Source organism: Streptomyces speibonae, assembly GCF_984686075.1.
This window is the reverse complement of sequence record NZ_OZ480260.1, coordinates 5,569,987-5,583,567: the sequence shown is the minus strand read 5'-3', so window position 1 is coordinate 5,583,567 and position 13,581 is coordinate 5,569,987. Positions and strand designations below refer to the sequence as shown.

The following is a 13,581-nucleotide window of genomic DNA, read 5'->3' as shown; positions in this document are numbered from 1 at the left end:
ACCCACCCCAACCACCCACACCTCCCCCAACCACCCACCCCCACCCCGAATAGAGCCAAGCCGACCCGAGCGAGCCCCAAGCAGCATCAACGACTCCCCAGCGAGAGGTGATCGATGGCCGACACGGACCCCACCGGGCCGGTACTGGACCGGGACGAGGTGGACCGTGCGCTGGCGCGGCTCGGCGCGGAGCACGAGGCGATCGAGACCTCGCTCCTCGCCCTGCAGGACCACGCGGGCCGAAGACTCCTTGAGGGCGCGCGGCTCACCGGCCTCACCGAGGAGCGCTGGAGATCCACGGAGGCGTCGATCACGCTGCTGTGGACCTACTTCGACGCGTACACGGCCGCGTTGCGCACCGCCCGGGAGATCCGCGCCCGCCGCCGCTGGTCCAGCCGGGAGGACCTGGTGGAGCTGACGGAGCTGCTGCGCGGCGAGTCGGTGACGGTCGCGGGCAGCGCGGCGGCGACCGCCAACGCGCCCACCCTCCACGGCGGCCGGCCCGGCAGACTCAGCGAGCGCTACTCGCTCGCCGCCCTCGTCGACCGTATGAACGAGCTGTACGCGACCTCGCTGGACATGGTCGTGGCCGCGGACGCGGTGTGGTCGGCGCTGCCCGCGAGGATCGATTTACTGGCCGCCGAACTCCAGCGCACGAGCCGGCTCGCGCACTCGGTGGGGGTGCGCCCGGGCGAGCACCCGGCGGGTGACGACCTGGAGCGGATCACCCGCACGCTGACGAAGCTGCGCGAGCAGGTGGTGTCCGACCCGCTCGCGTTCTGGAAGCCCGCCGAAGGCAGTTCCGCGCCGGGCGGCGGCAGGCCCGACACCACGGTCTACGACCGGGAGGCCCGGGCGCTGGAGGACGTACGCCGGGAGATCGACGCGGTACTGACGGTGCGTCAGGACGCGGAGAAGAGGATCGTCCGGCTGCGTGACGTGCTGTCCCGCGCCGACCGCACGCTCGCCGAGGCCCGCACCGCGCGGGGCGAGGTGCTGGCGAAGATCGCGGCGACGGAGGTGCCGGTGGTCAGCGGTCCGCCGACGGCTCTGCAGGAGCAGTTGACGACGGCGGCCGAGTACCGCAGGCACGCGCAGTGGCACCGTCTGTCCCCGCTCCTGGAGTCGCTGGAGGAGAAGGCGGAGGACGAACTGCTGCGCGCCCGCGAGTCGTTGACGGCGGTCACGGCGCCGCTGGCCGTCCGCGCTGAGCTGCGCGGCCGGCTGGACGCGTACAAGGCGAAGGTGGCCCGGCACGGGCTGGCGGAGGACCCCTTCCTGGTGGAGCGGTACGAGAAGGCGCGCCGCATGCTGTGGAGCGCGCCCTGCGATCTGCGCGCCGCGGAGGAGGCGGTGCTGCGCTACCAGCAGGCGGCGTTGGAGCAGTTGGGGGCCGCCCCGCGGGTACCGGGCCAGAACGGGCCCGACGACCGGAGGGGGCCGGACGCATGAGGGACAAGGGGGAGGCGCGGTCATGAGCGAGCCGGAGCAGCAGCAGCCCGACGCCGGTGCGGCACCGCGTACCTGTCAGCGCCCGGACTGCGGGGGCACGTACGAGGACGTCGGCGGCGGTGAACTGTACTGCGACACCTGCGGTCTGGCCCCGGTCGTGTCGCCCAGGGGCCTGGTCGTCTCGCCCCCGACCGGCATCACGTCCGGCGGCTCCGGCACGGGCGGCTCGGGCAGCTCCGGCGGCTCGGGCAGCGCTGGCAGCTCGGGCACCGGAAGCTCACGAGGCTCCCGCTCCACCGGCCGCAGCTCCCGTACGTCGTCCCAGTCGTCGAAGTCCCGCCGCTCGGTCTCCGGCCGCCTGTCCCGCTCACTGTCGGGCCGCGCGTCGAACCGCTCGGTGTCGGTGCGCAGCTCCGGCGCCGGTGCCTCCTCCTCCGGCAGCCGGGGGCGGCTGGGCGCCGGCCTGGTGCAGGTGCCGCCGATCCCGCGCCCGGATCCGCGGGCGATGGTGCTGGACCACCCCGAGGTGCCCGAACGCAAGCGGTTCTGCTCGCGTTCGGACTGCGGGGCGCCGGTGGGGCGGGCCCGCAGCGGCCGGCCGGGGCGTACGGAGGGGTTCTGCACCAAGTGCGGGCACCCGTACTCGTTCGTGCCGAAGCTGCGGCCCGGGGACGTGGTGCACGGCCAGTACGAGGTGGTCGGCTGTCTGGCGCACGGCGGTCTGGGCTGGATCTACCTCGCCGTGGACCGGGCGGTCTCGGACCGCTGGGTGGTCCTCAAGGGCCTGCTGGACACGGGCGACCAGGACGCGATGGCGGCGGCGATCTCCGAGCGGCGGTTCCTCGCGGAGATCGAGCACGCCAACATCGTGCGGATCTACAACTTCGTGGAGCACCTGGACCAGCGCACCGGTTCGCTCGACGGTTACATCGTCATGGAGTACGTCGGCGGCAAGTCGCTCAAGGAGATCGCCAACGCCCGCCGCACACCGGAGGGGAGGCGCGATCCGCTGCCGGTGGAGCAGGCGTGCGCGTACGGCATCGAGGCGCTGGAGGCGCTCGGTCATCTGCACAGCCGGAACCTGCTGTACTGCGACTTCAAGGTCGACAACGCGATCCAGACCGAGGACGAGCTGAAGCTGATCGACATGGGCGCGGTGCGCCGGATGGACGACGACGAGTCGGCCATCTACGGCACGGTCGGCTATCAGGCACCGGAGGTCGCCGACGTCGGCCCGTCGGTGGCGTCGGACCTGTACACGGTGGCCCGTACGCTCGCCGTCCTGACGTTCGACTTCCAGGGCTACACCACGGTCTACGTGGACTCGCTGCCGGACCCGGACACCATCGAGGTGTTCCGGCAGTACGAGTCCTTCTACCGGCTCCTCGTCCGGGCCACCGACCCGGACCCGGCGCGCAGGTTCGCCTCGGCGCAGGAGATGACCGAGCAGCTGACGGGTGTGCTGCGCGAGGTCGTCTCGCTGCAGTCGGGGCGGGCCCGTCCGGCGCTGTCGCCGCTGTTCGGGCCGGAACCGCGGGTGACGGACACGGAGTTGTTCACCGCCCTGGGCGACGTCTCCCGGCTGGGCAACAGGACACGGACCTCCCGCAGAACGCGCCCGGCACCCGCTTCCACGGCACCCGCTTCCACAGCCTCCGCGCCTCCCGCGCTGCCCGCGCCCCCCGCCCTCGTCAAGCCGGTCGACTGCGCCACCGCGGCGCTCGCGCTGCCCGTGCCGCACGTCCACCCGTCCGACCCCAACGCGGGTTTCCTCGCGGGCCTGCTCACGTCCGCACCCGGTGAGCTGATCAACGCGCTGGCCGGGGCGCCCGCCCCGTCGACCGAGACCCGGCTGCGCGAGGTCCGCGCCCGGCTGGAGACCGGCGAGTGGGCCGTCGCGCTGGAGACGCTGCGCGCCGTGGAGGAACACGACCCCGACGACTGGCGGGTGGTCTGGTACCGGGGCGTCGCCGCGCTGGTCACCGGCGATCACGAGAGCGCCGCGCTCGCCTTCGACGCGATCTACGACGCCTTCCCGGGCGAGATCGCGCCGAAGCTGGCGCTGGCCCTGTGCGCGGAGGTACTGGGCCAGTTGGACAACGCCGCGGAGTACTACCGCCTGGTGTGGGCGACCGATCCGAGCTATGTGAGCGCCGCGTTCGGGCTGGCCCGGGTCCAGTTGGCGGCCGGGGACCGCGGGGGTGCCGTGCGGACCCTGGAATCGGTTCCGGAGTCCTCCATCCACTACACGGCCGCGCGGGTGGCGGCCGTCCGGGCGCGGCTGCGCGGGCGTACGGCCGCCGCCGGTGACGTACCGTTCCTGAACGACCTGACCGCCGCCGCCGGGCAGGTCGAGGCCCTGGAGGCGTACGGGCTGGATCCGGCACGGCGGGAGCAGTTGTCGGCCGAGGTCCTCGGCTGCGGTCTGGACTGGGTACTCTCCGGGGGCCAGGGTTCCGCCCCTCCCGCCGCCGGGGGACGGACGCTGCTCGGCAGCGGCCTGGACGAGCGCGGTCTGCGCTTCGGCCTGGAGCGTTCGTACCGCACGCTGGCCCGGCTGGCGCGGAGCGGCGAGGAGAGGATCGACCTGGTGGAACGTGCCAATCGTTACCGCCCCCGGACGTGGGTGTAGTTGATGTCGCAGATGCCTCAGCAGGCCGCTCTGTCGAAATGCCCGAGCTGCGAGGAACCCCTCGAGTCGGGTGATCGTTTCTGCGGTGCGTGCGGATATGACCTGTCCGTGGTTCCCGCACGGCCCAGTGACGAGCCGACGATCACACTGAACGGCTCGGTGCCGCCTCAGGTGCCGGCGGACTGGCCGTCCGCCCGCCACGACGGCTCCGTGGAGGGCCCCCCGACCCACCAGCCGACGGACGTCCCCGGCACGAACTCGGACGGCTCCCCCCTCCCCACCAACCCGCACGACCCCCACGCGGCCGCGGGCCCCGGCCCTCTTGCCCCCGGAGCCCCAGCCGCCGGACACCCCGGCCCCGAATTCCCCAACGCGGGCACGCCCGCCACCGGAGGCCGCGCCACCGGGGCCCCCACCGGAACCCCAGCCGGACGCCCCGGCACCGCAACCCCCAGCGCGGGCGCCCCCGCCGCCGGAACCCCAGCCACCGGCCCTCACGCGACCGGACACCCCGCCCGAACCCCAGCCGCCGGACGCCCCGGCACCGGCACCCCCAACGCGGGCACGCCCGCCACCGGAGGCCGCGCCGCCGGAGGCCCCACCGGAACCCCAGCCACCGGACCTCACGCGGCCGGACACCCCGGCACCGGAACCCCCACCGGAGGCCCCGCCACCGGGCACCCCGGCACCGGAACTCCCCACGTCGGCACGCCCGCCACCGGAGGCCCCGGCGCTGGAAGTCCCGCCGTGGGAACCTCGTCCGAGGGTTCCGTCGTACCGCCACCGTCGCCCGGGAGCGCCCCGGTCGTGCCGCCGCCCCCCGCGGCACCCCCCGCTCCGTCGACCGGCGTGCGCTTCGACCGCCGCGCGGAGTCGGCCGGTCCCGCCGCCGGTGCCGTCCCCGGCCGCCCTGCCGGCGTCGCCGCAGACCGACCCGCCGCCGACGCCGAACCCCATCGCGCCGCCGGTGCCGTCCCCGACCACCCCGCCGGCGCCCACGGCGGCGGGCGTCGGTCCACTCAGCCCGATGAGTATCCGTTGCAGGCGCCCGACCCGCGGGTGGCTGCCGAACCGGTGGGGCAGCACAGCGCCGGCGACGCCGCCGCCGTGTGCGTGGCCTGTCGTGCGGGCAGGGTGGACGACGACGGCTACTGCGAGAACTGCGGCCACGCCCAGCCGCGCGAACGGGACCACATGGAACAGGAATGCGGACCGTTGGCCGCGGTCAGCGACCGCGGACTGCGCCACCACCGCAACGAGGACGCCTTCGGCGTCGGCACCACCGCGCTGCCCGACGGCTCGCCCGCCTCCGTGGCGATCGTCTGCGACGGCGTCTCCTCGGCGACCCGCCCCGACGAGGCGTCGGCGGCCGCGTCCCGCGCCGCGAGCGAGTCGCTGCTCGCGGCCCTGCCGCGCGGCACGCACCCGCAGCAGGCGATGCACGACGCGATCATCGCGGCCTCCGACGCGGTCAACGCGCTCGCCGACGCGCCGGACCCGGCCGCCAGCGAGCAGGACCCGCACCAGAACGCCCCGGCGTGCACGATCGTCGGCGCGGTGGTGACCCAGGGTCTGCTGGTCGTGGGCTGGGTCGGGGACAGCCGTGCCTACTGGGTCCCGGTGGACCGCTCCGCCCCGGCCGCCCGGCTCACCGAGGACGACTCGTGGGCCGCGCAGATGGTCGCCGCGGGTCTGATGGGCGAGGCCGAGGCGTACGCCGACCACCGGGCCCACGCGATCACCGGCTGGCTCGGCGCCGACGCCTACGAACTCGAGCCGCACACCGCGTCCTTCAAGCCGGACCGGCCCGGAGTGGTCGTGGTCTGCACGGACGGCCTGTGGAACTACGCGGAGTCCGCCGACGACATGGCCGAGGTCGTCCCCGCCGACGCCGCCGTGCGCCCGCTGCACAGCGCGCGGGTGCTGGTCGGTCACGCCCTCGACGGCGGGGGCCACGACAACGTAACAGTGGCCCTCGTGCCGTTCCCCGCCGTCCCCCAGGGGGCAGGATCGGCCTGAGGCCGCGTACGGGACACGTCCTACGGGGAAGCCTCAACGGACCGGAGGGGACCGGTCCGACAGCCGTCGTCGCCCCGATGTCGGGGCACCCGAGGGGGATCGAACAGGCATGGCCATTTTTTCGAAACCGAACGTGCCGCAGTTCTCGGTGGACGTGTACCAGAACGAGTACCTGCCGGAAGGCGGCAGCGAGGTCAACGCCATCGTCACGGTCACGGCGACCGGCGGCGGCACCATCGGCAGCGCGCTGACGGCGCCCCACGTGTACTCGCCGGGCGAGGGCCCGTCCGCGGCCGTGGTGCTCATGGTCGACTGCTCGGGTTCGATGGACTACCCGCCGACCAAGATGCGCAACGCCCGCGACGCGACGGCCGCCGCGATCGACGCCCTGCGCGACGGGGTGCACTTCGCGGTGGTCGGCGGCACCCACGTGGCCAAGGAGGTCTACCCCGGCGCCGGTGAACTCGCGGTCGCCGACGCCGCCACCCGCGACCAGGCCAAGGAGGCGCTGCGCAAGCTCAGCGCGGGCGGCGGCACGGCGATCGGCACCTGGCTGCGCCTGGCCGACCGGCTGCTGGCGTCGGCGGACGTGGCGATCCGGCACGGCATCCTGCTCACCGACGGCCGCAACGAGCACGAGTCGCCCGAGGACCTGAAGGCGGCCCTGGACTCCTGCGCCGGACGGTTCACCTGTGACGCCCGAGGCGTGGGCACCGACTGGGAAGTGAAAGAAGTCACAGGCATCGCCTCCGCGCTCCTCGGCACCGCCGACATCGTCGCCGACCCGTCCGGCCTCGCCGCCGACTTCACGCAGATGATGGAGACGGCGATGGGCAAGGAGGTCGCGGATGTCTCGCTGCGGCTGTGGACGCCGGTCGGTACGGCCGTGAAGTTCGTCAAGCAGGTCGCGCCCACCGTCGAGGAACTCACCGGCCGCCGCACCGAGGCGGGTCCCCGGGCGGGCGACTACCCCCTGGGCAGCTGGGGCGACGAGTCCCGTGACTACCACGTATGCGTCGAGGTCCCGCCCGCGGGCATCGGCCGGGAGATGCTGGCGGCCCGGCTCTCGCTGGTCATTCCGCAGCCCGACGGCAGCGTGCAGAACCTCGGCGCACAAGGGCTGGTGCGGGCGGTGTGGACCGACGACATGGCCGCCTCGACGGCGATCCACCCTCAGGTCGCCCACTACACCGGGCAGGCCGAACTGGCGCACGTCATCCAAGAAGGGTTGGATCTGCGCAAAGTGGGAGATATCAATGGAGCAACGGCCAAACTGGGCCGTGCCGTTCAGCTCGCGAGTGCGTCGGGCAACGCGGATACTGCGAAACTGCTTGCGAAGGTGGTGGACGTCGTCGACGCCGCGACCGGTACTGTGCGACTGAAGGCGAAGGTGGAGGAGGCCGACGAGATGACTCTCGAAACCCGGTCGACCAAGACCGTTCGTGTGAAGAAGTGATCTGTAAGTATTTATAAGTGATCGAGCCTGACCCCTCGGGGTTGGAGAAATCCGGTCGAAAGCGACCGGAAAAGGAGAGGGGGAAGCGCCGACATGCCGACCTGCCCGAACGGACACCAGTCGGGTTCCGACGACTGGTGCGAGGTGTGCGGTCACCGCATGGCGGGTGCCGTGCCCCCACCTCCGCCTCCCCCGCCGCCGGCGCCCGGTGGCGGAGGTTACGGATTCCCTCCGCCCGGCGGCCCCGCGGGTGGTCCCGGCGGCCCAGGCGGTCCCGGCCCGGGTGGCCCCGGCGGCTACGGCGGTCCCGGTGGCCCCGGTGGCGGCCCAGGCGCTCCGAACGGCGGCCGCACGGAGCTGTGCCCGCAGTGCCGTACGCCGCGTGAGGGCGGCGCGCCGTTCTGCGAGGAGTGCCGGTGGAACTTCCTGACGAACACGGCGACGTCGTACACCCCGGCCGCCCCGCGTCCCCCGGCCCCCGGTCCGGGCGGACCCTACCAGCAGCAGCCGCCGCCCGGCCCGTCGTACGGCGGCGGTGACTCCTACGACTACCAAGGCTCGCGCCCCTCGCAGGTGAACCGGCCCGCCGAGCCGATCCCGCCGGGCCCGCCCGGCTTCGGCGGCGAACCGTCCCGCCCGACGCCCCCGCCCGGCCCGGGCGGTCACGGAGGACCCGGCGGCCCGCACGGCCCCGGACCCGGTGGTCCTGGTGGCCCCGGTGGCCCGGGCGGCCCGGGCGGCCCGGGTGCTCCGCAGGCGTACCAGCCCGGACCGCCGGCCCCGCCCGGATACCCGCAGGACACCGGCCGCCCGCCGCAGGGCGGACCCGGCTTCGGGGGCGGTGACGACGACTGGGTGATCTCCCCGCCGGGAGGCCCCGGCGGCGGCCCGAACGGCCCGGGCGGACCCGGTGGCCCGGGCGGGCCCGGCGGACCGAACGGTCCCGGTCAGCGCGGCGGTTACGGCTACCCGCAGCCCGGTGCCACCCAGGCGCCGCCCGGACCCGGCGGTTTCCCGCAGCAGCCCCGCCCGCCGCAGGGCCCCGCGACCTGGACCGCGACGATCGGTCCGGACCGCGATTACTTCATGGCGATGATGCAGCGCTCCGGCCCCGAGGCCGCGGGCCTGAACCTGCCCGCGTACTCGCCGGAGCAGCAGCGCCAGCTCACCGGCAACCAGATCACCATCGGCCGCCGCCGCCACTCCACCGGCGACACCCCCGACATCGATCTGTCCACCCCGCCGGAGGACCCGGGCGTCTCGCACCAGCACGCGGTACTCGTGCAGCAGCCGGACGGCAGCTGGGCGGTCGTCGACCAGAACTCGACGAACGGCACGACGGTCAACGGGTCGGACGAGCCGATCCAGCCGTTCGTCCCGGTCCCGCTCCAGGACGGCGACCGCGTCCACGTGGGCGCCTGGACGACGATCACGATCCGCCGGGGCTGAGCAGCGGCCCGCCCTCAGCGGGTGCCGGTGCGCTTCTCGAGCCGCGTGCCGTGGCGCAGGGTGATCGACATCAGGTCGCTGGGGGCGTCCAGTTCCAGGCGGTGCCGGCGGCCACGGGGGACGATCACGGCCGTGCCCGGCCGCAGCCGCACCATGTCCTCGGCCTCGGGGTGCATCTCCCAGTGGTCGGCGTGCATGTCGGCGCCGGTCTCCACGTGGAACGTCGCGAGCTGCCAGGCACCGGGGTCGCTGTGCGTCATCCGCCGTTCGGCGGCCCGGACATCGCCGCCGGGGTGGAGGTGCGGCGCCGAGGCGAACAGGTCGGCGGGCGCGAGGGGTGTCGTCGTCATGACGGCGTTCCTTCGAGCTGTCGGGAGCTGTTGATGAGGCCGGAGGCCATGCCGGCCTCGTGGGGTGCGACGCCGGTGGTCGCGGCGGCGACGATCGGGCGAACACCTATCTGGACGGCCTCCGGGCCCTGGTGAACGGCCTGACCGCTCCCTAGGACCCGAGTCCTAGGCCATGGCGTCTGAGACCATGGACGGCGTGACAGAGATTCGGCGCGGCACGCTTCAGGAGCAGACCTTCTACGAGCAGGTCGGCGGGGAGGAGACCTTCCGCCGGCTCGTCCACCGCTTCTACCAGGGGGTGGCGGACGACCCGCTGCTGCGGCCCATGTATCCCGAGGAGGATCTGGGCCCGGCCGAGGACCGGCTCACGCTCTTCCTCATGCAGTACTGGGGCGGCCCCACCACCTACAGCGAGACCCGCGGCCACCCGCGCCTGCGCATGCGCCACGTCCCCTTCAAGGTCGACCGCGCGGCCCACGACGCCTGGCTGAAGCACATGCGCGACGCGGTGGACGAACTGGGTCTGTCCGAGGAACACGAACAGACCCTGTGGAAGTACCTCACCTACGCGGCGGCCACCCTGATCAACTCCCCGGACTGACGGGAAGGGACGGGGGGCGCGAAGAACCTTCACCACCCTCGGACGGTCGGATTCCGATCAGTTCTCACCGCTTTCCGATCACGATCCGGTCAAACCCGCGCGCCACCCGGTTACCCCCGTCCCGCGTCCTCTGACAACATCACCCGGAGGTCGGGACAACCACGGGGGGTTGAGTGACTGCCGCAGCAGGCACGGTACGTTTTGTCCTCGCCCGCGCACGCGCCCACCGCCCCCTCCTCGCCGCCGCGCTCCTCACGGTCCTGCTGGTCACGGCGGTGCTGGCCGCTCTCACCGCCTACTCGACCACCATTGGCGACGCCGCGCTGCGGCACGCCCTGTCCAACCCCCGCCACGCCGCCGACACCACGCTCGCCGTCGAGGCCGAGGTGCCCGAGGACGGCCGCGCCGCCGCCGACGCCGCCGTGCGCGAGGCCGCCCGCGAGGTCTTCGACGGGCTGCCGGTGACGCTGCGCACCCTGACCCGTTCCGGCCCCTACGCCCTGCCCGCCTCCCTGCGCCCACCGGGCGAACGCGCGGAGGCGGACGAGCCCGACCTCACGCACTTCGCCGCGCTGGACCCGGCCCAGGTGCGGATCACCGAGGGGCGGATGCCCCGGGAGCGCGCCGGCGAGGAGACCGAGGCCGCCGTGCCGGAGGCCGCCGCGCGGGCCCTCGGCCTGACGCCGGGCGCCACGCTCACCCTCGACAACCGCCTCGACGGCCCGCCGGCACGCGTGCGCATCACCGGCGTCTACCGGCCCGTGAACACCGCGTCACCGTACTGGCAGTTGGATGAACTGGGCGGCCGCGGCATCGTCGAGCTCCACTTCACGACGTACGGCCCGCTGCTCGCCGACCCCGCCGCGTTCACCGGCGGCCGGGTCGGCACGGCCGCGTCGGGCTGGCTGGCCTCGGCCGACTTCTCGACGACGACCCGCGACCGGATCGACGCGCTGCGCGACGCGGCCCGCGAGGGCGTCGCCGCCCTGCCCAAGGCCGAGGCGCTGGGCGGCAGGGCGACCGCCACCAGCGAACTGCCCGCCACCCTGGACCGTATCGAGCGCTCCCTGCTCGTCTCCCGCTCCACCCTTCTGATCATCGCGCTGCAGATCGCCCTGCTCGCCGCGTGCGCCCTGCTGCTGGTGGCACGGCTGCTGAGTTCCGAACGCGCAGGCGAGACCCGGGTGTTGCGGGCCCGCGGCGCCTCCCGCGCCCAGGTGGCCCGGCTCGCGGCGGTGGAGGCGCTGCTGCTGGCCGTGCCCGCGGCAGCGTGTGCCCCGCTGCTGGCGGGACCGCTCGTCCGGCTGCTGGCCGGGCAGGGCGCGCTGGCCCGGATCGGACTGCGCCTGGACGCCTCCGTGGGCGCGGTCGCCGGGCACGGCGCGCTGTGGCTGGTGTCGGCGGGCGTGGCCCTGGGCTGCGCCCTGGCCGTCACGCTGCCCGCGCTCACCGCCTCTTTCCGGCCCGGCCGCGCCAAACCCCTGCCGGGCGTCGTACGGGCGGGGGCGGATGTGGGTCTGCTGGTGGTGGCCGGTGTGGCGTACTGGCGGCTGAGCCGACGGCCCGCCGAGGCCGTGGGCGAGGACCTCGGAGTCGATCCGCTGCTCGTGGTCGCCCCGGCGCTGGCGCTGCTCGCCGGGACGGTGCTGACGCTGCGGCTGCTGCCGCCGCTGGCGCGGCTCGCCGAACGCCGGGCTGCGGCGGGCCGGGGACTGCCGGGGGCGCTGGCGGGCTGGCAGATCGGCCGCCGCCCGATGCGCGGCGCGGGACCGGTGCTGCTGCTGGTGCTCGCCGTGGCGCTGGGCATGCTGGCGATCGGCCAGGGCTCCTCCTGGGAGCGCTCGCAGGACGACCAGGCCGACTTCCGGGCCGGGGCGCAGGTACGCGTCCTGGGCGCCGGGGACAACGGGATCGGCCACACCCGGATGTACGCGGACGTCCCGGGCGTACGCCTGGCCGTGCCCGCCGCCCGCACGAGCCTGCCGCTGTCCGCCGGCCGGAGCGCGACCGTGCTCGCGCTGGACACCGCGCACGCGGCGGACACCCTGCTGATGCGCCCCGATCTCGCGCCCGTGCCGGTGCGCGCGCTGGTGGCAGGACTGGCCCCGAAGGACACCTCCGCGGGCGTCCGTGTACCGGCGGGCACCGCGAGCCTGGCGCTCACCGCGCGGATCCGGGGCGCGGACGCGGAGAGCGACATCGACGTCCATGCCACTCTGGAGGACTCCTCGGGCGTCCCGTACACGCTCGCCCTCGGCGCCCTGCCCACCGACGGGCGGCCCCACGCGCTCACCCTCGACCTGACCGAGGCCGCCGAGGCGCCGCCCGGGGAACTGACGCTGACCGGGCTCCGGCTCGACCTGCTGCAGCCGGTCGGGCGGGGCGAGCGGCACCGCCTCACCCTGGCCTCGCTGACCGCCACGGACACCGGCGGCCGGGAGCGGGAGCTGTCGCTGCCGGCCGGGTGGAAGATGTCCGCCCACGCGGACGGAGCGGCGTCCTCTCCCGGCGGGAGGACGAGCCCGACCCGGCCCACGGCGGCCCCGGACGACCCGTCGACCCTCACCTACCGCACCGGCTACGTCCCGACGGACATGTCCTGGCGGCCCTCGCCGCTCACGATCGGCCTCCGCGTCCCGCAGCGGGCGGTGTCCGAGGTCGGCGCCGTGGCGACGGACCGCTACCTCGCCTCCACGGGCGCGCGGACCGGGCAGCGGCTGGACGTGCGGATCGGCGGGGGCACCGTGCCGGTGCGGATCGTACGGTCGGTGCGGGAGCTGCCGTCCACGCCGGCCGGCGGGCAGGACGACGGGGGCGCGCTCCTGGTCGATCTGCGGGCCGTCAACCGGGTGCTCCAGGAGCAGCACGACGAGAGCCTGCCGCCCGACGAGTGGTGGCTGGCGACCGAGCCGGGCCGGACGGGCCAGGTGGCCGCGGCGCTGCGCGACCGGCCCGACATGGACCCGTCCCGCCTGGTGGTGCGGGACGAGATCGCCGAGGAGCTGCGCGACGACCCGTTCGGCGCCGGGCCCGGCACGGCGTTCGGGGCGGCTGCCGTCGCGGCGGCGGCGCTGACGGCGGTCGGGTTCGCGGTGAGCGCGGCGGGGTCGCTGCGCGAGCGGTCCGCCGAGTTCGCGGTGCTGCGCGCGCTCGGCACCTCACGGCGGCGGCTGGCCCGGGTGGTGCTCGCCGAGCACGGGGTGCTGGTCGGTCTTGCGCTGACGGTGGGCGTCCTGCTGGGCGCGGTGCTGGCCCGCGCGGTGGTCCCGCTGATCATGCTGACCGCGGAGGCCACCCGCCCGGTGCCCGAGGTCCTGGTGGAGCTGCCCGTTCTGCGGGTGGCCGCCCTGCTGGCCGCGGTGGCCGCCGTCCCGCTGGTGATCACGGCCGTACTGGCGCTGCGCCGCGCGGACCCGGTGACGTCGCTGCGTGAACGGGGAGGCGAGTGACGTGAGCGTACAGACGCCGAGGCGGCCCCGCACGGTCGCTCCCTGGGTACGGACACGGCTGCGGTCGGCCCCCGGGGCCACGGTGGCGCTCACCCTGCTGGTGATCACGGCCGTACTGGCGCTGCGCCGCGCGGACCCGGTGACGTCGCTGCGTGAACGGGGAGGCGAGTGAC

General features: G+C 74.7%; 9 protein-coding genes. 8 read left to right on the top strand and 1 reads right to left on the bottom strand.

What is annotated here, in order from left to right; all coding sequences use genetic code 11:
- Positions 1 to 114: 114 nt before the first annotated feature.
- The 5 genes from AC5L3C_RS24970 to AC5L3C_RS24950 all read left to right on the top strand — a co-directional run bounded on the left by AC5L3C_RS24970 (position 115) and on the right by AC5L3C_RS24950 (position 9,008).
- Entirely contained in the window at positions 115 to 1,452 is a 1,338-nt protein-coding gene (locus AC5L3C_RS24970) for a coiled-coil domain-containing protein (protein WP_493650933.1), read from the top strand.
- Positions 1,453 to 1,474: 22 nt separating this feature from the next.
- Positions 1,475 to 4,084 carry a serine/threonine-protein kinase gene (locus AC5L3C_RS24965; protein WP_493650931.1) on the top strand — a complete coding sequence of 870 codons (2,610 nt, stop codon included), beginning with the start codon at positions 1,475 to 1,477 and terminating at the stop codon, positions 4,082 to 4,084.
- 747 nt (positions 4,085 to 4,831) lie between these two features.
- Positions 4,832 to 6,103: a PP2C family protein-serine/threonine phosphatase gene (locus AC5L3C_RS24960; RefSeq protein WP_493650929.1), complete on the top strand. Its 1,272-nt coding sequence runs from the start codon at positions 4,832 to 4,834 to the stop codon at positions 6,101 to 6,103.
- 109 nt (positions 6,104 to 6,212) lie between these two features.
- Positions 6,213 to 7,559: a vWA domain-containing protein gene (locus tag AC5L3C_RS24955; protein ID WP_493650927.1), complete on the top strand. Its 1,347-nt coding sequence runs from the start codon at positions 6,213 to 6,215 to the stop codon at positions 7,557 to 7,559.
- 93 nt (positions 7,560 to 7,652) lie between these two features.
- Entirely contained in the window at positions 7,653 to 9,008 is a 1,356-nt protein-coding gene (locus tag AC5L3C_RS24950) for an FHA domain-containing protein (RefSeq protein ID WP_493650926.1), read from the top strand.
- Positions 9,009 to 9,022: 14 nt separating this feature from the next.
- Here AC5L3C_RS24950 and AC5L3C_RS24945 read toward each other — a convergent pair whose 3' ends face one another.
- Complete coding sequence (locus AC5L3C_RS24945) at positions 9,023 to 9,358, bottom strand: cupin (protein ID WP_493650925.1); 336 nt, start codon at positions 9,356 to 9,358, stop codon at positions 9,023 to 9,025.
- A gap of 187 nt (positions 9,359 to 9,545) precedes the next feature.
- Between AC5L3C_RS24945 and AC5L3C_RS24940 the strand changes: the two genes are divergently transcribed.
- The 3 genes from AC5L3C_RS24940 (at position 9,546) to AC5L3C_RS24930 (ending at position 13,580) form a co-directional block, all read left to right on the top strand.
- Positions 9,546 to 9,959 carry a globin gene (locus AC5L3C_RS24940; RefSeq protein WP_493654014.1) on the top strand — a complete coding sequence of 138 codons (414 nt, stop codon included), beginning with the start codon at positions 9,546 to 9,548 and terminating at the stop codon, positions 9,957 to 9,959.
- A 173-nt stretch (positions 9,960 to 10,132) separates the two neighbouring features.
- Positions 10,133 to 13,408, top strand: a complete 3,276-nt coding sequence (locus AC5L3C_RS24935) for an FtsX-like permease family protein (protein ID WP_493650923.1) — start codon at positions 10,133 to 10,135, stop codon at positions 13,406 to 13,408.
- A gap of 1 nt (position 13,409) precedes the next feature.
- Positions 13,410 to 13,580 (top strand): hypothetical protein, encoded by a 171-nt coding sequence (locus tag AC5L3C_RS24930; RefSeq protein ID WP_493650922.1) that lies wholly within the window; start codon positions 13,410 to 13,412, stop codon positions 13,578 to 13,580.
- Position 13,581: the final 1 nt, after the last annotated feature.

Coding starts and splice junctions, on each gene's coding strand:
- AC5L3C_RS24970 (WP_493650933.1), top strand. CDS start 115: ATGGCCGACACGGACCCCACCGGGCCGGTACTGGACCGGGACGAGGTG.
- AC5L3C_RS24965 (WP_493650931.1), top strand. CDS start 1,475: ATGAGCGAGCCGGAGCAGCAGCAGCCCGACGCCGGTGCGGCACCGCGT.
- AC5L3C_RS24955 (WP_493650927.1), top strand. CDS start 6,213: ATGGCCATTTTTTCGAAACCGAACGTGCCGCAGTTCTCGGTGGACGTG.
- AC5L3C_RS24950 (WP_493650926.1), top strand. CDS start 7,653: ATGCCGACCTGCCCGAACGGACACCAGTCGGGTTCCGACGACTGGTGC.
- AC5L3C_RS24945 (WP_493650925.1), bottom strand. CDS start 9,358: ATGACGACGACACCCCTCGCGCCCGCCGACCTGTTCGCCTCGGCGCCG.
- AC5L3C_RS24940 (WP_493654014.1), top strand. CDS start 9,546: ATGGACGGCGTGACAGAGATTCGGCGCGGCACGCTTCAGGAGCAGACC.